The organism is Rufibacter sp. JT3400010, from assembly GCF_054956755.1.
The window spans coordinates 354,098-376,533 of the sequence record NZ_JBUDXA010000001.1; the positions used below are offsets into that span (position 1 = coordinate 354,098).

General features: G+C 50.5%; 20 protein-coding genes and 1 pseudogene. 10 read left to right on the forward strand and 11 right to left on the reverse strand.

The window, feature by feature from the left end:
• Window positions 1-6: 6 nt before the first annotated feature.
• Window positions 7-159 carry a hypothetical protein gene (locus ACY0JR_RS01410; RefSeq protein ID WP_462632017.1) on the reverse strand — a complete coding sequence of 51 codons (153 nt, stop codon included), beginning with the start codon at window positions 157-159 and terminating at the stop codon, window positions 7-9.
• Window positions 160-561: 402 nt separating this feature from the next.
• Between ACY0JR_RS01410 and ACY0JR_RS01415 the strand changes: the two genes are divergently transcribed.
• Together ACY0JR_RS01415 and ACY0JR_RS01420 are read left to right on the forward strand one after the other, a co-directional pair.
• Complete coding sequence (locus ACY0JR_RS01415) at window positions 562-1,920, forward strand: sigma-54-dependent transcriptional regulator (RefSeq protein WP_462632018.1); 1,359 nt, start codon at window positions 562-564, stop codon at window positions 1,918-1,920.
• Window positions 1,910-3,262, forward strand: a complete 1,353-nt coding sequence (locus tag ACY0JR_RS01420; RefSeq protein WP_462632020.1) for a sensor histidine kinase — start codon at window positions 1,910-1,912, stop codon at window positions 3,260-3,262. Before ACY0JR_RS01415 ends, ACY0JR_RS01420 begins: the two co-directional genes overlap by 11 nt.
• Before the next feature lie 64 nt (window positions 3,263-3,326).
• Here the strand turns inward: ACY0JR_RS01420 and ACY0JR_RS01425 are convergent, their stop codons facing one another.
• The 8 genes and pseudogenes from ACY0JR_RS01425 to ACY0JR_RS01460 all read right to left on the reverse strand — a co-directional run bounded on the left by ACY0JR_RS01425 (window position 3,327) and on the right by ACY0JR_RS01460 (window position 9,414).
• Window positions 3,327-4,721, reverse strand: a complete 1,395-nt coding sequence (locus ACY0JR_RS01425; protein ID WP_462632021.1) for a Gfo/Idh/MocA family protein — start codon at window positions 4,719-4,721, stop codon at window positions 3,327-3,329.
• A 337-nt stretch (window positions 4,722-5,058) separates the two neighbouring features.
• Window positions 5,059-6,237, reverse strand: a complete 1,179-nt coding sequence (locus ACY0JR_RS01430; protein WP_462632022.1) for an MFS transporter — start codon at window positions 6,235-6,237, stop codon at window positions 5,059-5,061.
• A 32-nt stretch (window positions 6,238-6,269) separates the two neighbouring features.
• A complete protein-coding gene (locus ACY0JR_RS01435; protein WP_462632023.1) occupies window positions 6,270-6,443 on the reverse strand; it encodes a hypothetical protein in 174 nt (57 codons plus the stop codon).
• 334 nt (window positions 6,444-6,777) lie between these two features.
• Window positions 6,778-7,011 carry a hypothetical protein gene (locus ACY0JR_RS01440; protein WP_462632024.1) on the reverse strand — a complete coding sequence of 78 codons (234 nt, stop codon included), beginning with the start codon at window positions 7,009-7,011 and terminating at the stop codon, window positions 6,778-6,780.
• 47 nt (window positions 7,012-7,058) lie between these two features.
• Window positions 7,059-7,415, reverse strand: a pseudogene (locus tag ACY0JR_RS01445) (helix-turn-helix domain-containing protein).
• A 12-nt stretch (window positions 7,416-7,427) separates the two neighbouring features.
• Window positions 7,428-7,679 (reverse strand): type II toxin-antitoxin system HigB family toxin, encoded by a 252-nt coding sequence (locus tag ACY0JR_RS01450; RefSeq protein WP_462632105.1) that lies wholly within the window; start codon window positions 7,677-7,679, stop codon window positions 7,428-7,430.
• A 50-nt stretch (window positions 7,680-7,729) separates the two neighbouring features.
• Complete coding sequence (locus tag ACY0JR_RS01455) at window positions 7,730-8,512, reverse strand: Type 1 glutamine amidotransferase-like domain-containing protein (RefSeq protein WP_462632025.1); 783 nt, start codon at window positions 8,510-8,512, stop codon at window positions 7,730-7,732.
• Window positions 8,513-8,619: 107 nt separating this feature from the next.
• Complete coding sequence (locus ACY0JR_RS01460) at window positions 8,620-9,414, reverse strand: thymidylate synthase (RefSeq protein WP_462632026.1); 795 nt, start codon at window positions 9,412-9,414, stop codon at window positions 8,620-8,622.
• 296 nt (window positions 9,415-9,710) lie between these two features.
• On the opposite strand from ACY0JR_RS01460, the gene ACY0JR_RS01465 reads away from it, so the two are divergent.
• The 5 genes from ACY0JR_RS01465 to ACY0JR_RS01485 all read left to right on the forward strand — a co-directional run bounded on the left by ACY0JR_RS01465 (window position 9,711) and on the right by ACY0JR_RS01485 (window position 16,241).
• Window positions 9,711-11,504 carry a DUF885 domain-containing protein gene (locus ACY0JR_RS01465; protein ID WP_462632027.1) on the forward strand — a complete coding sequence of 598 codons (1,794 nt, stop codon included), beginning with the start codon at window positions 9,711-9,713 and terminating at the stop codon, window positions 11,502-11,504.
• Between the two features lie 808 nt (window positions 11,505-12,312).
• Window positions 12,313-13,125, forward strand: a complete 813-nt coding sequence (locus ACY0JR_RS01470; protein ID WP_462632028.1) for a hypothetical protein — start codon at window positions 12,313-12,315, stop codon at window positions 13,123-13,125.
• Window positions 13,122-13,487, forward strand: coding sequence for a hypothetical protein (locus tag ACY0JR_RS01475; RefSeq protein ID WP_462632029.1), 366 nt, complete (start codon window positions 13,122-13,124; stop codon window positions 13,485-13,487). The genes ACY0JR_RS01470 and ACY0JR_RS01475 overlap by 4 nt, the downstream gene beginning before the upstream one ends.
• A gap of 105 nt (window positions 13,488-13,592) precedes the next feature.
• A complete protein-coding gene (locus ACY0JR_RS01480) occupies window positions 13,593-15,557 on the forward strand; it encodes an AAA domain-containing protein (protein WP_462632030.1) in 1,965 nt (654 codons plus the stop codon).
• Between the two features lie 171 nt (window positions 15,558-15,728).
• Window positions 15,729-16,241 carry an FKBP-type peptidyl-prolyl cis-trans isomerase gene (locus ACY0JR_RS01485; RefSeq protein WP_462632031.1) on the forward strand — a complete coding sequence of 171 codons (513 nt, stop codon included), beginning with the start codon at window positions 15,729-15,731 and terminating at the stop codon, window positions 16,239-16,241.
• Between the two features lie 309 nt (window positions 16,242-16,550).
• Here the strand turns inward: ACY0JR_RS01485 and ACY0JR_RS01490 are convergent, their stop codons facing one another.
• Entirely contained in the window at window positions 16,551-17,141 is a 591-nt protein-coding gene (locus ACY0JR_RS01490) for an acyl carrier protein phosphodiesterase (protein ID WP_462632032.1), read from the reverse strand.
• 121 nt (window positions 17,142-17,262) lie between these two features.
• Between ACY0JR_RS01490 and ACY0JR_RS01495 the strand changes: the two genes are divergently transcribed.
• Together ACY0JR_RS01495 and ACY0JR_RS01500 are read left to right on the forward strand one after the other, a co-directional pair.
• Window positions 17,263-17,766 (forward strand): pyridoxamine 5'-phosphate oxidase family protein, encoded by a 504-nt coding sequence (locus ACY0JR_RS01495; protein ID WP_462632033.1) that lies wholly within the window; start codon window positions 17,263-17,265, stop codon window positions 17,764-17,766.
• 110 nt (window positions 17,767-17,876) lie between these two features.
• Window positions 17,877-18,614 (forward strand): spheroidene monooxygenase, encoded by a 738-nt coding sequence (locus ACY0JR_RS01500; RefSeq protein WP_462632034.1) that lies wholly within the window; start codon window positions 17,877-17,879, stop codon window positions 18,612-18,614.
• 47 nt (window positions 18,615-18,661) lie between these two features.
• On the opposite strand, the gene ACY0JR_RS01505 is transcribed toward ACY0JR_RS01500, so the two are convergent.
• Window positions 18,662-19,168: a hypothetical protein gene (locus ACY0JR_RS01505; protein ID WP_462632035.1), complete on the reverse strand. Its 507-nt coding sequence runs from the start codon at window positions 19,166-19,168 to the stop codon at window positions 18,662-18,664.
• 169 nt (window positions 19,169-19,337) lie between these two features.
• Between ACY0JR_RS01505 and leuS the strand changes: the two genes are divergently transcribed.
• Entirely contained in the window at window positions 19,338-22,109 is a 2,772-nt protein-coding gene (gene leuS, locus ACY0JR_RS01510; RefSeq protein WP_462632037.1) for a leucine--tRNA ligase, read from the forward strand.
• The last annotated feature ends 327 nt before the right edge of the window (window positions 22,110-22,436 follow it).

Consider the following 22,436-nt stretch of genomic DNA (forward strand, 5'->3'; position numbering starts at 1 on the left):
CGCTTTTTATTTTAGAGGTCTTTCGCTGAAAACAGGAGCTAAAAGGTCTGTCAGTTGCACGAACTCATCTTCCTGCACAACAAGGCTTACTTTCTTCAGAGTAGTTGTTCGGACAACCTCTTGGCGGTACTTTTTTTCAGGGTCGTTGATCTGTTTCATAGGTTTAGTACTGGTCTGGTTTCCTGTACCGCAAACGCACATCAAATGCCAAAACTGCTTCTACTTGTTTTTCAGCTACTTATCTAAAATCTACCAGAAAACACCGTGCAAATTCGCTCCCTGAGTGTGCGTTTTCGCACGGGCAGTCACTTGTGATAAAAGCAAAAACATTCGTTTTCAGGCAGTTGTAAGAATGGCATAATTATCGTTTTTTCGTCTGACAGAAGTTTTTCCAGTCAATTGAGTTTTTACAGGAAGATGGAACAACAAGTAATTCCATTGCCTGTTTAGCGGCTCGTTTTCAGAAAACAGCTTTAAAGCAGGATTGAAGATAAAAGGATTTGAGCGTCCCCCAAGCCCAGGTCAGCCCTACTACACCACCCTTTATAGAATAGCAAGCTTATGCAGTTGAAAAAGGCTACCGTTTTGGTGATTGATGACGACCCAGATGTGCTGACCGCCGTGCGCTTGCTACTACGGCCGCAGGTGAAAGAGATTGTGCTGGACAAGAACCCCGAGAACATTCCTTCCCTTCTCAAGCAGCATTCGTTTGATGTGATTTTGCTGGACATGAACTTCGCCTCTTCCATTCACACGGGCAACGAGGGAATTTTCTGGCTCAAAGAAATCAAACGTCTGAAATCGGCGGCCGCCGTGGTCATGATCACTGCCTATGGCGATATTGATCTGGCCATACGGTCCTTGAAAGAAGGAGCCTATGACTTTGTCGTGAAGCCCTGGCATAATGAGAAACTCCTTACCACGCTACAGGAAGCCGTGAGCGGAAAGGAGAAAAGTGCTTCCACCTCCGGCAAAAACGGGACAACATCGGCCATAGGTCCGGAACTTCTGGGCGAATCTGAGGCAATGCAGGACATTTTCTACAAGATCAAGAAAGTAGCCCCCACAGATGCCAACATCCTGATTCTGGGCGAAAACGGCACCGGAAAAGAACTTATTGCCAAAGCCATTCACCAGCATTCTTTACGCGCAATCCAGCCCTTCATCAAAGTAGACGTGGGCGCCTTAACCGAGTCCTTGTTTGAAAGTGAGTTGTTCGGGCACAAGAAAGGCGCCTTTACCGATGCCCGCGAAGAACGCGCCGGGCGTTTTGAGGCCGCCCACAATGGCACCATCTTTTTGGACGAAATAGGGAACATCTCTTTGCAACAACAAGCCAAACTGCTGAGTGTGCTGCAGAACCGGCAGGTAATACGGGTGGGCTCCAATGAACCCATTAACGTAGATGTGCGGCTGTTGTGCGCCACCAACGTTTCCCTCACAGATCTGGCCAGTGATGCCCGCTTCCGAAAAGACTTGATTTACCGCATCAACACGGTAGAGATTGTGGTGCCACCGCTTCGGCAAAGAGGCAATGACGTGGTGCTGCTTGCCCGGCATTACATTCAGGTATATTCTGAAAAGTACCTTAAACCGCCACTGGACCTCACCAATAGAGCCATGGAGAAACTGAAAAGCTACTCTTTCCCGGGCAACGTGCGGGAACTGCAATACGCCATTGAACGGGCCGTGATCATGGCCGATGACCACGCCCTGGACGCCAAAGACATCATCTTCTCTCCTATTGAAACCGCCCCGGCTAATGCAGTCCAACAGACGGCTACCAACCTGGAAGAACTGGAAAAGGCCACTATCATAAAGGTACTGGAGAAACACAACGGCGTCATGACCAAAGCCGCGAAAGAGTTGGGCATTACCCGTACTGCCTTGTACCGGAGACTGGGAAAGTATGAGCTTTAAGAACTTTGAAGGCAAGCTGCTTCTGCGGGTAATTCTGCTGCTGCTTACCTTAAGTGCACCCTCGTTGGTCATTTTACGCGGTTGGGCCGAAGTGCTGGTGTTTCTGGTGCCGCTACTGGTGTACCAAGTGTACGAACTGTACCACTTCCTGAAAAAGGCACAGGAAGAACTCAACCTGTTTGTTGAAGCCATACAGTACCGCGACTTTTCCCGGTATTTCAATGAGAAATCTTCCTCGGCGCAGTTGCAGCACCTGCGTAAAGGCTTCAACCAGATTAACACCACCTTCAAAACCATTAACCAGGAAAAAGAAACCCAGCACCAGCACCTGCAACGCATTCTGGAATTGGTAGACACGGGCATCATGTCGTATGACCTGGACAGCGGCGAAGTGGTGTTGATGAACGAATCCCTGAAAAAGCTGCTGCAAATGCCCTTCCTCAAGCAGGTGCACGCGCTGGAAAAGCGAGACCCCAGCTTGTATACCGAGGTAATGAGTTTGCCTCCCGGTCACCCCAAAATTGCCCTCATCCAAACGCCCAGCCTGGAAAGAAGCACCTATCAATTTATGCTTTCGGCCACGGTTTTCCAAAATGAAGGCAAAAGGTACAAACTAGTGGCGTTCCAGAACGTGAACGATGCCCTGGAAGAGAACGAATCCAAAGCCTGGCAGAAGCTCCTGAACGTGATGACGCACGAGATCATGAACTCCATTGCGCCCATTTCCTCCTTGGCCGACACTCTGAAAACCCGTTTGCAGGAAACGGTTCCCTCCGGCATTTCCGCTGCTGATATAGAAGACCTGGAAGAAGGCATTAGCACCATCAAGTACCGTAGCCAGGGTTTGCTGAAGTTCGCGCAGACGTATCGCAACCTGAGCAAGATCACGCAACTGAACAAAGAAAAAGTCTACCTGCAAGATATCTTCACCAACCTGCGCCGCCTCATGCTCCCGTCGCTCGCCCAGAAGAACATCACCCTCCAACTGCTCCTCCATGACCCAGATTTAACCCTGGAAGCCGACGCTAACCTGCTGGACCAGGTATTGATCAACCTGCTGGTGAATGCCATGGATGCCGTCAAAGACCAACCTGCGCCAGAAATTACCCTTTCGGCGTATGCCGCTACAGATGAGAAAGTGGTTATCAAAGTAGCAGACAATGGCACGGGCATGTCAAAAGAAGTGCAGGAGAAAATCTTCATTCCCTTTTTCAGCAGCAAGAAAAACGGCAGCGGCATTGGCCTGAGTTTATGCAAACAGATTATCATGCTGCACAAAGGCACCATCCAAGTCCAGTCTGAAGAAGGCAAAGGCACGGCGTTTTTCCTGTTCTTTCGATAAACGGAGCAGAAACCAGGAATATGAGATTCTCCCCTCAAGGGGAGAATCTTTCTTTGATAAATACCTACTCCAGCTTAGGATCTGGGCCTCTGAACGCATCTTTCTTGGCCACGGCGGGCAGTTTCACCGCCCGGCCTTCTTTCGCTGATTGGTAGATGGCTTCCATGATGCGGTGATCCTGCAGGCCTTCTTCGCCGGGCGTGAACGGGGCGAGGTCTTTCATGACGCACTCAGAAAAGTGGTCAATCTCCGTCGCGAACTGGTTTTTGTGCTCCATCTCAATATCTTCCTTTCGGCCCAGTTTACCGTCGGCGCGGGAGGTTTTGAGTTGCTGGCCAGTGTAGGCAAACGCCGAGTCCATGTTTAGCCAGCCGCGTTCGCAGAGCACCCGGTAACGGCGGCTCTCGTGGGTGTTGTAGTGCGTGCCGCAGTTGGCCACAATGCCGTTGGGGAACCGCATCTGCCAGCTCATCATCTCTTCCACTTCCTTGAACAAGGGATTGCCCGGCGTGCTGTATTGGTAGGCAAAAACCTCGGTGGGTTCTTCGCCCAGCAGAAACCGAAGCGTATTGAGGCAATACAACCCAATATCGGGCAGCGCCCCGCCCCCGGCCAGCGCTTTCTTGTGCCGCCAATGCTCTGGGTTGGCCGAACTTTGGGTATTGAAGGCTTCAATCATCTTCACCTCGCCGAATTTCTTCTCGCGCACCATGTCGCGCACGTGCCGGTTAAAGGGCTCATATTGGATGCGGTAGGCCACCATCAGTTTCTTATTGGCTTTGCGGCAGGCCTCAATCATGGTCTGACATTCTTTGGAGGAGTTGGCCATGGGCTTTTCGCAGAGAATGTGTTTACCGGCCTGGGCTCCCCTAATGGTGTATTCGGCGTGCAGGGCGTTAGGCAGCACAATGTAGATGACCTGCACCTCGGGATTGTCTTTGAGCTGGTCGTAGGTCTGGTAGCTGTAGCAGTTCTCGGGCTTGATGCCGTACTGCTGGGCCACTTTGCGCATCTTCTCGGGACTGCCGCTCACCAGCGCCACCGGCTTAGATTTCTTGCACTGCCCAAACGCGGGCAGCAGTTCCTCCAGGGTCAAATGCCCCAGCCCCACCAAGGCGTAGCCCACCCGCTGGTCGGGCGGCAGCGGCATGGGCGTGGTTCCGCTCTGCCGGTCGGCGTCTGATTTCCAGGCTTCCAGTTTGATGGGCTCGTCGGGCTTTGAAGGCACCTGCGCCGGGGGCGAAACAGTGGGCAGTTTAGGCACCGTTTGTCCGTTGGGAGCCGTCATAGCCGCCGCAGTAGAACCGGAGGCAGCTTCCGTTGATTTGCAGGAGGCGACCAGCCCACCTACCAGGCCGGCGGCCACGCCTTTGCCAGCCATCTGCAGAAAACTTTTCCGGCTGACCGGCTGCGTAAATTCATTAGGAACCAAGGTCAATAGTCTGTCTAGGGGCAACATACCAGCAGGTTTAGATGAAACAGAAAACGCCTGCCTTCTTAGCAGACCTCTCTTCTAAACTCTTCTGTTTCAGAATTGTTTTTGGAAAATGACGCCTGAAACAGAGATTCAACATAGTACGGACAGGTCGCGACCTGTCCCCACGCATTCCTGATCATGACCTGTAGAAGAGTTATGCTCTTTCTTTTTCCAGGGCAAAGGAACAAGTCGCGACCTGTCCGTACCTATTCAAGGCAAGTAGCCGTCCCGACTCGTTTTCAGCCTCCTATTACAAAAACAGCCCCAAAAGAAGCGTCACATTCTTCCCATTCTCTCAATCAATCCATTATTCAATCATTCAATTCCCCCTCACCAGCCGTCGCATAGCTAGTAGCCCCAAAAACGGCCCAATGGCGAGAAACAGAAACCAATACGTGGGTGCCACTAAATTTTGCAAACTGCGCAGAAACTGAATGCTGACAATAGTGATGGCAAAGCCGAGGGAATTGACAATGGTGAGCGCGGTTCCTTTGGCCTGTGCCGGGGCACTTTGGGCCACCAGCGTAGAGAATTGCGGAGAATCCATAGCCGCCGCCAACCCCCAAACCAACTGCAAGCCCAAAAACAAAGGCAAGCCCAGCTGCATCAACCAGGGCGAAAGCAAACAGCAGGCAAAGGAGATGGCCAAGGCCGCAAACGCCGTTCTCCCACTCCCTATGCTGCCGGAAAGGTACCCACCGGTGATGCAGCCCACCGCCCCCACGCCGATGATGTAAAAGGAAAGCAAGGGATTGTTCAGCGCCGTATCCGGATGCGCCTGGGCGTACAAGGCAAGGATGACGGGCACAAACGCCCAGTACGTGTACAGTTCCCACATATGCCCGAAGTACCCGAAAGCAGCCGCCCGGAACTCCTTTTGCCTGAAAATCTGAAAAAAAGCTGTAAAATCTGGCTGGCTGCTGCGGCTTCTAAACGGACCATCTGGCACCAGGGCAAACAAACACCCGCCGCCCAACACCGCCAGCCCCGAGGTAGCCCAAATGACATACCGCCACGGCAGCCCCTGGGTGAGGCTCTTGAGCAAATGCGGAAACGCCGTACCCAGCACCAAGGCCCCAACCAGAAACCCCAAGGCCTTGCCCAAACCTTTCTGGTGGTAATCTGCGGCTATTTTCATGCCCACAGGGTAAATGCCTGCTAGGCAGAACCCCGTGAGAAACCTACTCAGCAGCAGCGTAGACAAACCGCCCGCCCCCAACACACTTAAATTAAACCCCGCTCCTGCCAACGCGCACACCAGAAATACCTTGGACGGCGAATACCTATCTGAAATGGTAAACACGGCAAAAACCAGCGTACCCAGAATAAACCCCAACTGCACCGCCGAGGTAAGATGACTCAACGAACTCGCCTCCAGGTGAAACTGCGGAATAAGCTCGGGAAGCACCGCATTGCCCGCAAACCACAACGAGGTGCAGGCAAATTGGGCCAGGACGATGGTGGGGAGAATGTGTTTTGCTTGGGGATTGGTTTTCAATTGATAAATGGGCTTGTCAAGAGTATATTGGATTACTTATTAATTACCAGCTCATTAGCTTTAACTTCCACAATTTGCCCATTTAGAGAGAAAACAAGTTCTCCATTTTCTTTCTGCTTTTTCCTGATAAGTCTTTCAACTGCCAAGTCAAGCCCTTTTAAAATCTTACTCCGCAACTCAGTTGTATTTAGTTTATCTTTATTCATTGCTCAGCATCTTTAAATTATTCCAAATATGTTCATTTTGGATGTTTAACTCTTGATCTTCTTGCCCTTCTGCAACTATGATATACGGAGTCTGTGAATTATCAATAAGTATCCAGTAGTCACAGATTGGAATGAATAGCTTAAAAAGGTTCTGAACTCCTTTCTTATATCTTCTTCGGATAACTTCTTCCGGAATATGGTGACCGCCTTCAGATACTCTTTTTGCAACTCTGGCAATAGCTAGCTCAGGAGAGTTTAACCAAAAATAAACTAAGGTAATGTTATATCCTTCTTCCTTAGATTTTTTGATGGTCTGTACATAGCTTCTAGTTCCTTACGTAGTTTCTATGGCAAAATCCTCTTGCTTTTTAAGTAGCTCATCAATTCGTTGGAGCATTATTTTTCCGGCTTCAATCGCCACTTTTTCTGGCTGAAATGGAGAAAGACCACGAGCAATTTCGTCAGCATTAACAAATTCCCGGCAGTTTAGCATCTCGGGAAGAACGGTAAAAGAAGCGGTCGTCTTTCCCGCTCCGTTACACCCCGATATGATGTATAGATTTGGCATTCTCTTAAAACTAATCTTATTGTGCTCTTTGCGTTCACAATTTAATGCTAGTATTCCTGAATAAGCACGTTTGTAGGAATGTTCAAGGTAGTATGAAGATTTCGTATCATTTCTAAAGTGAGTTTCCTTTTTCGGTTAAGCACTTCGCTTACCCTGCTCTTGTAGCCCAGCACTTGAGCCAGGTCTTTCTGCTTCATTCCAAGCTGCTCCATCCGGAACTTGACCGCCTCAATAGGGTCTGGTGCCTCAATGGGGAAATGTTCCTTCTAATGAGAGTCAATCAGAAAGGAAAGCACCTCTAGTTCATCGCCTTCCTGTGTGCCTGGTTCTGCGTTGAAAATCTCTTCTAACCGTTGAAGGGCTTCTTGATAATCTTCTTCTGTTTTAATTAACTTAACATTCATCTCTTTGTCAGCTTAGATTTTAGTGGCGTCAACTTTATCGTACTCAGCATGGGTACCCACAAAACGTATCCAAACGATGCTGTACGGGTAGTTGATTTTCACAATTAGCCGGTAGGTATTTCCCTTGATGTTGAAGACCACTCTATTGTCCTGCAAGATGCTAGCCGAAGGATAGTCTTTCTTTATGTCGTTCGGGGACTTCCAGTTGGCCTGCTCCGCCTCATTGTACCACGCCTTTAGTTGCTGTTCACAATCTGTATGGATTTACTTTTTAAAGAAATAAGTATTTAATTCAATGTTTCTTTGACTGCCTATTAACTAATAAAATCTGTCACCAAAGGTGTCTCAATAACCTTCCCATTCTTAATGCTCACTTTATAAGCCTTATCTTCTTTATTTTGCGAGACAACGCTTTTAAGGGTAGTATTTTCAAAATAGAGCCCAGCTGTTTCGTCGCAGGCATAACCAGGAAGCATTCTTCCCTCCTCCACCATTTTAAGGTATAATGGTCTTCTGTTTTTTTCTGTGTGGTAATGCGGGCAGTTGCTTCCATTTAGAAAGCCCAAACCTTTTACTGCAGACAGGTTAACTGGCCTGGAATCAGAGAGGCCTTCCTCAAACCAACAGATGGCGCCTGCGCTGGGACCGGTAAGAACAATCCCTTTTTCCCAAGCCTTTCTTAAAATCACATCAATGCCGTGCGCTTTCCAAAGGGTCATGGCATTTAAGGTGTTACCGCCCGTCACCAAAATGGCATCCATGTTTAGCAGGGTTTCTTCAAAAGATACCTTTTGTTCTTCTGTAGTGATGAAGATTTTCTGGGTATATGGTTGAAGCGGTAAGGTTTTGGCTATTTCAAACCATTTCTGGATGTAGGCTTCACTATCCCCTACCGGGGTTGGTAAAAAACATACCTTCGGGTTTTGCTTCCCGGTGAGGGAAATAAGGTACTTGATAGTGGTGGAATCATATCCGCCACCCGTTAAAAATATTTTCTTGGTGACATTTGTTGGCCTGAAAAACAATTTCTCTTGTCCTAGAACCGCAACCCCAGCAGCTGCAAAAGTGGTGTTTTTAATAAATTCTCTTCTTTTCATATAGGTGGTACAGCTGATGGCTACCTATTTGCCATCAGTATAATTTCAACTTAAAGCACAAGGTCCACGGGTGATTTCCCAAGAAGCAAGTATGTGTTTGGTCTGAATTACACCGCCACTGGTGCTTTAATCCCTGGCCATGGCTGATACTCTTCCAGCGTGAAATCCTCAAAATTAAACCCGAAAATATCCTTCACGTCTGGGTTAATCTTCATCTTAGGCAAAGGGCGCGGCTCACGGGAAAGCTGGAGTTCAGTTTGCTCCAGGTGGTTGGTGTAGAGGTGCGTGTCGCCGCCGGTCCAGATGAATTCGCCGGGTTCCAGGTTGCAGACCTGGGCCACCATCATGGTGAGCAGCGCGTAGGAGGCAATGTTGAACGGCACGCCTAAAAAGACATCTGCAGAGCGTTGGTAGAGTTGGCAGCTTAGTTTGCCTTCGGCCACGTAGAACTGGAAGAACGCGTGGCAGGGCGGCAGTTTCATGTTATTCACTTCGGCCACGTTCCAAGCGCTCACAATGAGGCGTCTTGAGTCTGGGTTGCGTTTGATTTGGTCAATCACCTGCGTAATCTGGTCAATGTGGCCGCCATCGGGCGTAGGCCAGGAACGCCACTGAGAGCCGTAGACCGGCCCTAGGTCGCCGTTTTCATCGGCCCATTCGTTCCAGATGCTCACGCCCCGCTCCTGCAGCCAGCGCACGTTGGTTTCGCCGCGCAGAAACCACAGCAATTCATAGATAATAGATTTCAGGTGTACTTTCTTGGTGGTCACCAGCGGGAAACCTTCCTGCAAGTTAAACCGCATCTGGTAACCGAACACACTAAGGGTACCGGTGCCGGTACGGTCTTCTTTCTTCACGCCGTTGTCCAGAATATGGCGCATCAAATCCAAGTAAGCCTGCATATGTTTAAGTAGAAAGGTAGAAGTAGGATATAGAATTGGGTGCTTCAAGATAGGAAAAAGTGGACATTCGCCTAGCGTATGGGCCAAAGTACTTTCTCAGAAAAAAGAACGATTGTCGCATGTTGGTGCCGTATACATTTCTTGAATTAGGTAGTTTTCAGCTTGTTTGGGGAAAATAGCCTTAAAAAGAGGTACTTATACGCGCATCCATCTTTTTGCGTCTGCCGTTGGAGAAGAAGCTACGGCACCTCCCTTTTCCTTTCTATCTTGAGGCACCAAACCAAAGAACCTTACCTATGAGAACATTTTTGCTGATCACGCTCCTGGCTGGTGCGCTCCTGTCCTGCCAGAAGAAATCAGAGACCACCACGGCCGCCAACGTCGCTGACAACGCGCAATTGGCCACCATGTTTGAGAAATACTGGGACCAGAACGCCCGGTTCTTCCCCCTGGAGGCCACCGCCCAGGGCGACAACCGCTATAATCATCTGCTACCCAATGACAACATCAAGTCCTTCCGCGACAGCCTCCAGACGTTCTACCAGCAGCACCTGGACCAACTGCACCAGTTTGAGCGCCAGGACCTCAACGCGAACGACCAGATCAGCTATGACATTTTTCAGTACGAGATGCAGACCCGGTTGGAAGGCCTGAAATTGAACACCTGGATGATACCCTTTCAGCAGTTTTGGGGCTTGCCGCTCACCATGGGCCAACTGGGCTCGGGCACCGGAAACCAGCCGTTCAAGACCACCAAAGACTACGAAAACTGGCTGGGTCGCGTGCAGGGCTTCACCATTTGGGCCGATAGCGCCATTGCTAACTTCCGGCAAGGCATGGCCGCCGGGGTGGTGTTACCCAAAGTGCTGGTTTCTAAAATGATTCCGCAGATGCAGAGCATGGTGGTTTCTGACCCCACCAAAAGCCTGTTCTACACTCCTATCCAGAACTTCCCCGCCGAGGTGCCCGCCGCCGACCGCCAGCGCCTGACCCAAGCGTACAGTCAGGCCATTACCACCCAGTTAGTGCCTACTTATCAGAAACTAGCCAATTTTCTGCAACAAGAGTACCTGCCCAAAGCCCGCACCAGTACTGGCATTAGTGAGGTTCCGGGGGGCGGAGACATTTACAAAAATTACGTCAAGTACTGGACCACTACTGATAAATCGGCAGGCGACATCTACAAAACCGGTCAGCAGGAAGTGAAGCGCATCAATGCCGAAATGGTGAAAGTGAAAGACCAGGTAGGCTTCAAAGGAGACATGGCCGCTTTCTTCACGTATCTGCGCAGCAACCCTAAATTCACTCCCTTCAAAACGCCCGAGGAAGTGCTCAATGCCTTCCGCAGCATCCAAGCCAAGATTGAACCCAATCTGCCCAAGATGTTCGGCCGCACGCCTAAAACGCCATTTGAGATAAGACAAACCGAAGCCTTCCGGGCTGCCTCCGCCTCTGCCGAGTACAACCAGGGCTCGCCCGACGGCTCCCGTCCCGGCATCTTCTACGTACCTATCCTTAATGCGAAGGAATTCGCCACCACGTCGGGTATGGAGTCCCTGTTCCTGCACGAAGCCATTCCGGGCCACCATTACCAGATTTCGCTGCAGCAGGAAAACGAGAACTTGCCTAAGTTCCGCCGCTTCAGTTGGTACGGTGCCTACGGCGAAGGCTGGGCACTCTACACCGAATCCCTGGGCAAAGAACTAGGCCTCTACACCGATCCTTACCAATACATGGGTGCCCTGGGCGATGAAATGCACCGCGCCGTGCGCCTGGTGGTTGACGTAGGCATGCACACCAAAGGCATGACCCGTGAGGAAGCCATCCAGTACATGCTTGCCAACCAACCCATCTCCGAAGAAGGCGCCATCGCTGAGATTGAGCGCTACATGGCTATTCCCGGCCAGGCGCTTTCCTACAAAACCGGCCAGCTTAAAATCAAGGAACTCCGCGAGAAATACCAAAAAGACCTCGGCGACCAGTTCAAACTCGCCAGCTTCCATGATGAACTGTTAAAGGACGGCAACATGCCCCTCAGTATTATTGAAAAGAAAATGGACAATTGGGCGAAGCAGCAGAAGCAACAGTAATTTTGTGTTGCTTGAGAAGACTTGTTTCTAAATGACTCATCAAAAAGCCCACAGCGATTTTGCTGTGGGCTTTTTGTTTGTAGTTGGCTTTGTGCATTTCTATGGCGCGGATTTACTTCCGTGCCTTGTCAAGCTTTAAAAAAAGTCACGGAAGTAAATCCGCGCCATAGTAAGGCTATAGTGAGCAGTTTTTGGAAAAACAGCCCTTAAACCTAAAAACCTGTGAGGACTCAAATACCTCACAGGATTAAGAAACTGGCGCGAGACTACAGTCTCGTGACATAAGATGAAGCGAGTCTCCAGACTCGCCGGGAACCACAGATAAGCATATAGCTATTGCTGTGCGTAGAGTTAGCGTCAGCGCTCTACGCACCACGGGGCAGCCAATCTCCTGATTGGCGTTATGGAAAAAGCCATCGGCACAAACGCTCGTAGGTCCTCCAAACGCTCGCAGGTCATTTTGTGTAAGCGTAATAGCGGTGACAACCAGAACCTCCCTCCTAATGTAGAAGGTGTGCCCGGAGGGAGAGCGGCGCACAGCAGTCCCTACAGGTAAAATCCTGTAAATCAGAAAAATTTCCATATATTTAAAGGCAAGCCCAAATTCTGGAGACCTCCTGATTTAAGTGCATTTTTTGCAAAACACCCTAAATAAGCAAAGGAGGAAGCCCTCGGTAAACAAGAACTGGAAGGATATTTGAAGGCATCTGTTGTTTTTAGCGTATTTTTGCCAACCCAAACCCCAAACGTTTAGTTTAGAGAGGGCCTAAGCATCTAACACACACATTTATAGTAGCATTTAGTATTTATGAAGATTGCATACCCTGCCCTGTTCGCTTTGAGTTCGCTGTTTACGGCTGAGACTATTTCGGCCCAAACGTTGGCCTCACCGCCAGCTAGCAGTACTTCTGCGGCAACTAGCAAGCAACAGGATGCTAAACTTAGCTCAAAAGTCAATGCTATTATAAAGAGCCAAAAACCTCAAACTACGCCTCCTGCGGCCAAACCTACCCCTACCACTTCGGCACCTGCCTCTTCTACCCAAGCGCAGGCCGCGCAGGTAGACTCTAGCCGCCAAAAGCAGTCGGCCATTACCCAACGATTAACGAAGGTAGACCGGCTTATTACTGAGCGGGAACAGCTAGTGCTTAAATATGACTACCTGAAAACGCAAGGCAACAACTTCTGGGGCAAAGCCTCTAAAGAAGACTTGCTGGCGGTGGTAGACGCCTTGAAAGAAGTGTTGCAGAAAGATGAGCAGATTATTCAGGCGGTAGAGCAGTCTAACCTGGAAACGCGCCGGGCCGTGGCCAAACGCGCCGCTGAACTGGAGGCGGAATCCAGGAAACTGAACAGCCAGGTGCTGGGCGATAAGCGCGTGGTCACTGATAACATTTATGACCTGAAAACGTCCCTTTCCAACGCCCAGAACCTGCTCCGGAACAAAGACCGCAAGCTGAAGGACTTGGAAGAGCAACTGGAGGCGTCTAAAGAAGCTAAGTTTGACCATGATGCCATTGCTGCGTTTTTCGCCATGTTAAGTTTAGTTTTGGTAGGCTACATTATTCGGCTCCGGGGCAAACTCACCAGCATGACAGAGGAGAAACACGCCAAAGCATGAGTGACCGCCTGGTGCCCGCCGCCAAATACCTGACGTATACCGAGGCCATTGGCCTGTACAATGACCTTACACAGGTAGGCGTGGTGGCACTGGTGAAAACCTGCGGCCCGCCCAGTCTGCCGTTCGGCGATGGCTTGTATTACCAATTGCAGTTGCAACAAAAAGACTTGGAAACGGCCCAGCCCGTTCTGGAGGAGTTTTCCCAAAAACAAGCCAAAATCAGCGAAGAACCCCAAACCTGCCCCAGGTGCGGCTCCGTATACGTATGGCCCCAAAGGAATTTAACCTGGTGGAAAAAGGTTCTCTATGCTGGCACCACCGTGTACCAATGCCAGGATTGCAGCCATTCGTTTTCGGCATAGTTAATTAGTATCACGTATCAGGTAGCATGTATCATGACGTCATTAGAGAATCTTGATACGTGATACTTGCTACCTGATACGCACTTCGTGCTACCATCAATATTCATGGATAAAGTTCTCAACGAATTACTAGATGTGCGGGCCCTGCTTAAACTGGAGCAGGAAGAAGACCGCAAACAATATCAACTTAAAAATGCCCAAACCAGCATTACCGAGCGCAAGCGTCTGGGAATTTGCTGGTATCCGGTGAACGTGATCAAACAGGATGTCGGGTTCGGGAATAAAATAGTGGTGGAATTGGAGCGTATCTCCGGCAGGGACCAACTGCACATGTTTCAGGCCGGATCCTCTGCGGCCCTGTTCACCAACGGCGAGGGCGGTACGCTCAATGGCGTGGTGCTGGAAGTGAAACGCAACAAACTGCGCCTGGCCACCTCCAAAGAAGACCTCCCCGACTGGATTGAAGGCGGCTCCCGCATGGGCGTAGAGCTTACCTTTGACGAGGTGAGCTACCGCGAAATGGAGTTCGCGCTCATGAAGGTGATGGAGGCCCAGAAAACCCGCCTGGCCCAACTCCGTGACATCATCTTGGGAGCAGCGCCCGCTATCTTCCGCCGGGAGAAGGACTTCACGCCTATCGCCTCGCTCAACGACTCACAGAACGCGGCGGTCAAGAACATGGTGCAGGCCAAAGATGTGGCCATTATCCACGGGCCTCCGGGTACCGGCAAAACCACCACCTTGGTACAAGCCATTCTGCATACCCTGCAAGCCGGTGAACGCAAACTGCTGGTAACGGCCCCCAGCAACACCGCCGTGGATTTACTCACCGAGAAACTGGCCGAACAGGGCGTGAACGTCATCCGAATCGGTAATCCGTCAAGGGTTTCTGAGGTGCTTTTGGAGCACACGCTGGACTCCCAGATCATGCACCACCGTGACTACAAGCAACTAAAAAAGCTCAGGAAAACGGCGCAGGAGTACAAAGCCATGGCAGGGCAGTACAAGCGGAACTTCGGGCATGAGGAACGCCAACAGCGGCAATTCATGAAAGAAGAAAGCAAACGCATTCTCTCTCAGGCCGATGACATAGAGGATTACATCACCGAGGATCTGCTGGACCACGTGGAGGTCATTACCTGTACCTTGGTAGGCTCGGCGAACCGCGCCATCCGGCACTTGCAGTATGACACCGTGTTTATTGACGAGGCCGCCCAAGCCCTGGAACCCGCCTGCTGGATTCCAATTACCCGCGCCAACCGCGTGGTACTGGCCGGTGACCACCACCAGTTGCCGCCTACCGTGAAATCCATTGTGGCCGAACGCGGCGGCTTGGCTAGAACTTTGTTTGAGAAATGCATAGAACGCCAGCCCGAGACGGCCGTGATGCTGACTACCCAGTACCGCATGCACCAGGACATCATGGGCTTTTCTAACGGGCAGTTCTACGGTGGCGAGTTACAGGCCCACGAGAGCGTGCGGACGGCCACCCTGCTTGAGGCGCACCCTGAATTTGCCCCTGGTCTTATTGTAGAGTTCATTGACACGGCTGGTTGCGGCTTCAATGACCAGACCATTGGTGAAGGCAGCAGCACCGCCAACCCCGAGGAAGCCGATGTGCTCATCAAGCATCTGCTGAACCTGCTCACGCCCTATGAACCCACGCCCAAAGACGAACCGCTCCCTGAGAAACCCTTGCGCATTGGCATCATATCGCCGTACCGCGCTCAAATCAATTACCTCAATGACCAGGTAGAACATCAGCCTAAGTTGGCGGCTTTGCAGGCCAGACGGCAACTCTCGGTGGGGACGGTAGATTCCTTCCAGGGGCAGGAACGCGACATCATCTACATCAGCATGGTGCGCAGCAACCCCGAAGGTGAGATCGGTTTCCTGGCAGATATGCGCAGAATGAACGTAGCCATGACCCGCGCCAAGAAGAAAATGGTGATTGTGGGTGACAGCGCTACCTTGGGGCAACACGCTTTCTACCAGCAGTTTTTAACATACGCCGAGAACATTGGCGCGTACCGCAGTGCCTGGGAATTGCTTTCGCCGGAGGCGGAATAAATCCTTTGGCGCGTCTGCTTCGTAGGAGGTTTTTAGAGGTTTTTTTCTGGAAAACAGCTTCAAAACAGCCGTCAGCCTCTGGCTGGTAGCTGTTGGGAAATCACTTAAAGGCAACATTCTTTCGGCTGAATTTATATCTTTACATTCGATCATACCTAAACGAACCACCAAATGAAAATAGAAGAGAACAAAGTGGTGTCGCTCACCTACGAGCTACGCGTGACCGACGAAGAAGGCGAAGACACCCTGGTGGAAACCGCCGACGAAGAAAACCCGATGGTCTTTTTGTATGGTGTGAGTGGCCTGCCCGAGAAATTTGAGCAGGAACTGGAAGGAAAATCGGCGGGCGACACGTTCAAATTCACCGTGGCCTCTGAAGACGGTTACGGCGATTTAGACGAGTCTGCCGTGGTGCCGGTGCCTAAAAACGTGTTTGAGGTAGACGGCAAAATTGACGAAGAAATGGTGCAGGTAGGCAACTACATTCCCATGTCTGACAACGAAGGCAACCACATGCAGGGCCGCATTGTGAGTGTAGAGGCAGACCACGTCCTCATGGACTTTAACCACCCGCTGGCCGGTATGGACATGCACTTTGAAGGCAAAGTCATTGACGTGCGCGAAGCTACCCAGGAAGAAATCTCCCACGGCCACGTTCACGGCGCCGGCGGACACCACCACTAAAAAATAATTAGGAATTAAGAATCTGGAATTAGGAATTGAGAAAGCCAGTCCTGTAAGGATTGGCTTTTCTTGTTTTAGAGCAGATTTTCAGAAATCATGCCCTAAACTGCATCATGTTTAATCAACTATGGCGCGGAAGTTACTTCCGTGACTTTCTTACCGCAGTCTCAAAAGTCACGGAAGTAACTTCCGCGCCATAGAAAATAAAGATTAGTAGGGGCAATCCCTTATGTTTGCCCTTTACGTTTCCCACCGCATAAGGGCAACCACAAGGGATTGCCCCTACTAACCATTCTTAATTCCTAATTCTTAATTCCTAATCAAACCAATCTGCTCCGCTACATACGCCTGCAACTCCGGGAAGAACTCCTCAAATTCCTGGAGGTAAGAGGGGTAGTTCAGTTCCAGTTCTTCTCCCGCATTTTCCATGTTGGAGGCAAAAGGGGTGCGTCTGCTGAGACCGGTCAGGGCGCGGGAAATTCCGGCTATTTGGGCATAAGACACCAGCCAATTCTGTTTCACCATGTAGGGCAGAAAATGCTGTACCCGCTCGGGCAGCAACTCTGGGTTTTGCTGCATTTGGGTGTAGGCTTCTGACGCAAAATCAGGCAATGAAAGCGGACTGTAGCGGTGGAACGTGGAGGCCAGGAAATGGTCGTAAAAGACATCGGCCACAACCCCGGCGTACTTCCGAAACTTGGGGCGTAACCGCTCTTTAGTTTGGGTCACCACGGGGTGAGAGTCGGTGTAGGTGTCAATGAGGCGGTGCAGTATGATGCCCTGCTGCACGCGTGGCGGGAACTGCAGGAGCTGGGCACCTCGTACGCCGTCGGCAATGAAGTTTCCCAGACGCAGGTCTTCATCGTCTCCGGAAAGAAATAAATGGGCGAGGTAATTCAAGGGCTCAGGTTTAAACCAAAGGTACGTATTCTGGTTATGAAAGTAGGGACTGGCCGCAAAAGGAACCCTACAAGGCAGCCGCCCGTATTTCTTTCAAAGTGATCATTGACCTAATCTAACTATGGAAAATCAACAAAATCAAAATCGGGGCGACATCAATGCCCTCATTGAGAAAATTGAACAGATAAACACCGCTATGTTGAGTACCGTGGAGCCCGATGGCACCATCCGTTCCCGTCCCATGCGGCATTTGAAGGTAGAAGATAACGGGGCCATCTATTTCTTTACTGGCTATAACTCAGGTAAATCTGACGAAATCAAAAACGAAAGCCACGTGAACCTGAGCTACGCCAAGCCCGGCGACCAACTGTACGTGTCGGTTTCCGGCACGGCGCAGGTGTACCGCGACCAGCAGAAAATAGACGAACTCTGGAACCCGTTCATGAAATCCTGGTTCCCCGAAGGGAAAGACGATCCCAACATAGGCATCCTGAAAGTGACCGTAGACCAGGCCGAGTACTGGGACTCCCCCAGCAGCGCGGTGGTTCATTTGTACGGCTTGGTAAAAGCCACTATCACCGGAGAGCCACCGCACCCCGGCGAAAACAAAAAGATCAATTTGTAGTTAAGAGATCAGAAAGGGAGTTTCGGCTCCCTTTTTTCATGTCCTGTTGCCGCGTTGCAGAACCGCCGCTTTTGGGCTACTTTTAAGAAAACTGGTTTAAACCCCTTTACTTGATCTTCGGCTTGGCACCTCTCTCCCCTTCTTCCGCGGCACATACCACCTTAACCTTGTTTGGAATAAAGCCCGGCCACTGGCGCTGGGGACTGGCCCAGATGGGAACCTCACAGCGGCCGTTACAAAAGGTGAAAGGACTAAAATTCTTCAAATTGCTGGGCAGCGGTCAGGGCCGAGGATTCAGCCTCAAACCCAACTGGTACCGTTACGGCCTCATGGCCACCTGGGACTCGCCAGCTGCCGCTGAAGACTTTTTCAAGGGCCATTCACTTTTAGAAGAATACCGCCAGCACACTTTTGAACAGTACACCCTGGCTTTGCACCCGTTGCAGGCGCACGGCCTTTGGAGCGGCCAAAACCCGTTCACTACGCAAACGCTCCCAGCTCCTGAAGGCGCGCCCATCGCTGTACTCACCCGCGCCTCCATCCGGCTCACCAAAGCCATTGATTTCTGGAAAAACGTGCCTCAAGCCAGTGCCAGCCTGGATCACGCCGAGGGTTTGCTCGCCTCCATTGGGCTGGGTGAAGCCCCATTCATCAGACAAGCCACTTTCAGCCTATGGAAAAACGAAGCCAGCATGAAAGCCTACGCCTATCGCATGCAAGCCCATCGCGAAGTCATTAAAAACACCCGTGCCCGCGGCTGGTATTCTGAGGAATTGTTCGCCCGTTTTACGCCGCTGCACAGTGCAGGCACCTGGAACGGAGTGGACCCATTGGCGGGGTTGCTATAATCAGCTTGCTACTTTGGGTTGGTTTCTTGATTACGGCTCTAAAACGCTCACATCAACAAGATGGCTGCATAGAGCAGCATAAGTGAGAAACTGCAAATAAATCCGTGAGCAATTGCTTTAGGATTTCTGGCGAGCAGTGTGGCAATAGTTATTCCAAACAGAAGAACTTCCCAAAAGAAATAGAAGCTATACAAAGTGTACCTCGGCTTGTCTGTTTGTTGCTCTTTGGTAGATCGGTTCCCAAACGTAAAGGATTTGATAATCCCAAGAATAGGCGTAGTATGTAGTTGGATGGGTTTAAAATGATCAATGCTATAATATATGTCATCAGATATATTTATCTCCACCCCATCTGCCTTCAAGTAATTGTAAGAACTTTTGTTGCCTTTACTACTGGTATTATGCTGATAAAAATAAAAGTCATGGGGCTGACTGGTAGTAGATGGGAGCCAATAATCAATAACTAACAGAACCACTAACAACAACGGAAGCACAAGTAAGGACTTCATCCTGTGATGATTCTCTTCCTTTTCCAGAATAGCAAGCAGGTCCATATAACAAAAGTGGCATTTGGTTTATAATGCAAAGTGTCACCTTTAGACCATATATAAAAGACAAGTCTTACGCCTTACCAGAAATTCGTTTATTTTTGCAGATAGCCCCAAAGGCTTTTTCCTTCATTGGTTCCCAACGTTGCGTCACTGCAACTAAACACATACTTACATGTCAGAGTACGACTACCGATCTATTGAGCAGAAGTGGCAGCGCTTCTGGAGCGAAAACAAAACCTTCAAGACAGACATTGACACGGCTAAACCCAAATTCTATTCGCTGGACATGTTCCCGTACCCAAGCGGAGCAGGGCTGCACGTGGGGCACCCGCTCGGGTACATCGCCTCTGACATTGTGAGCCGGTACAAGCGCCTCAAAGGCTTCAATGTGCTGCACCCCATGGGCTTTGACTCCTTCGGCTTGCCGGCCGAGCAGTACGCCATTCAGACCGGGCAGCACCCTGCCGTGACTACCAAGCAGAACATTGAGCGCTACATTGAGCAGTTGAACAACCTGGGCTTCTCCTTTGACTGGGACCGAGAGGTGCGCACCTCTGACCCAGATTACTACAAATGGACGCAGTGGATTTTCATGCAGTTGTTCAACAGCTGGTACAACTACGCCTCTGACAAAGCCGCACCAATTGCGACCTTGGTGGCCGAGTTCAAAATGCGCGGCAACACCCACGTCAACGCCGCCTGCGACGAAGACACCCCTCATGTAACCGCTGATGCCTGGGCCAGACTTTCTGAAAAGGAGCAGCAAGACCTGTTACTGAAATATCGCTTGACCTTCCTGTCGGAAGCCGTAGTGAACTGGTGCCCGCAATTGGGAACCGTTTTGGCGAACGACGAGGTAAAGGACGGCGTATCGGAGCGAGGCGGTTACCCTGTGGAGCGCAAACTGATGAAGCAGTGGATGATGCGCATCACGGCGTACGCCGAGCGTTTGTTACAGGGTTTGGACACCATCGACTGGCCCGAACCAGTGAAAGAAATGCAGCGCAACTGGATTGGCAAGTCTGTAGGGGCTGAACTGCGCTTCCAGCTGGACGGCCACGAGCACAAGCACATCACTGTGTTCACCACCCGCATTGACACCATTTTCGGGGTAAGTTTTGTGGTGCTGGCACCCGAGCATGAATATGTAACAGAAATCACCACACCAGAGCAACGCGCCGAGGTAGAGGAATACGTGACTTGGGCCAAAAACCGCTCTGAGCGCGACCGTATGTCTGACGTGAAAACCGTGACCGGTACTTTCACGGGAGCCTACGCCCTCAACCCTATTTCCGGCGAGAAAATCCCAGTTTGGATTGCGGACTACGTTTTGGCAGGCTATGGAACCGGGGCCGTGATGGCCGTACCGGGGCATGATACCCGTGACTACGCTTTCGCGAAGAAATTCAATTTACCTATGCCGCAAGTGGTGGAAGGCGGTGACCTGACTAAGGAAGCGCACGCTGCCAAAGAAGGCAAAATCATCAACTCCGATTTCTTGAACGGGCTGGAGGTGAAATATGCTATCAAAGCTGGTATTCAGCGCGCCGAGGAACTGGGCGTGGGCAAGGCCCGCATCAACTACCGCATGCGCGATGCCGTGTTCGGTCGGCAAAGATACTGGGGCGAGCCGGTGCCCGTGTACTACAAAGACGATGTTCCAGGCCTGCTGGAGGAAAGCGAGTTGCCGTTGGTGTTGCCTGAGATAGATGCTTATTTGCCCACCGAGACCGGTGAACCGCCTTTAGGCCGTGCCCAAGACTGGAAATACCGTGGCGAGTACGAGTACGAGTTGAGCACTATGCCTGGTTGGGCGGGTTCCAGCTGGTACTGGTACCGCTACATGGACCCCAAGAATGACCAGGAATTCGCCAGCAAACAAGCCATAGACTACTGGCAAAATGTGGACTTATACATTGGTGGCTCCGAGCACGCTACGGGTCACCTCCTCTACTCCCGCTTCTGGAACAAATTCCTGTTTGACCTCGGGTTAGTGAACCAGGATGAGCCTTTTAAAAAACTCATCAACCAGGGAATGATTCAGGGCCGGTCTAATTTTGTGTACCGCATTAAAGACACCAACACCTTCGTGTCACACGGTCTTAAAAACGAGCACGAGGTAACGGCGCTGCACGTAGATGTGAACATCGTGGAGAATGATGTGCTGGACCTGGAGAAATTCAAAACTTGGCGCCCTGACTTCGCTAATGCCGAGTTCATTCTGGAAGACGGTAAATATGTAGTGGGTGTAGAGATTGAGAAAATGTCTAAATCGAAGCACAACGTGGTAAACCCTGATGTGTTGGTAGAAGAATACGGTGCCGATACCCTGCGCATGTACGAAATGTTCCTGGGGCCTTTGGAGCAGTTCAAGCCCTGGAACACCAACGGCATGGACGGCGTGTACAAGTTCCTGCGCCGTTTCTGGAAACTGTTTTTTGATGAGCAAGGCAGCTTCGCGGTAACTGAGGAACAACCTACTCCGGCCGAGTTGAAGTCGCTGCACAAGACCATCAAGAAAATAGAGGAAGACATTGAGCGTTTCTCCTTCGGGACCAGCGTGAGCCAGTTCATGATTTGCGTGAACGAGTTAACGGCCTTGAAAACGAAGAAACGCGCTATTCTGGAACCTTTAACTATCGTGCTGGCGCCTTTCGCCCCGCACATCACCGAGGAACTGTGGAACCGCCTCGGCCATTCGGAAAGCATCACGTATGCGGCTTACCCAGCATGGAAAGAGGAATTCCTCACCGAGAGCACCTTTGACTACCCAATCTCCATCAACGGCAAGGTGAAATCCAAACTTACTTTCGACCTGAAAATGTCTAAAGAGGACGTGGAGAAAGAAGTACTAGCTTCTGAACAGGTACAGAAACTGTTGGAAGGTAAACCGGTGAAGAAAGTGATTGTGGTACCGGGTAAAATTGTAAACGTAGTAATTTAACGTTTTGAGGCTGTTTTTCTGAAACAAGCACCTAAATACTTCCATCAACAAAAGCCTGTCTCTGCAAAGAGCAGGCTTTTGTATTTACTTTAGAGTTGTTAACTATTAGGTCCTCTATAGCTTTAATAGTAATTGCAAACTCAAATAGAACACTCGCTCGCGTCCCGCGAGTGTGAGCTACTTGCGGCGTCCCGCCGCTAAATGAACAATGCTTAAGTAAATTTCATCAACTCGGCCAGAGGCCGATGGTAGCTCACACTCGCGGGACGCGAGCGAGTGAAACTGGAATCCCCAAATTGTTAGCCTCTTGATCCATTTTCAATAAAT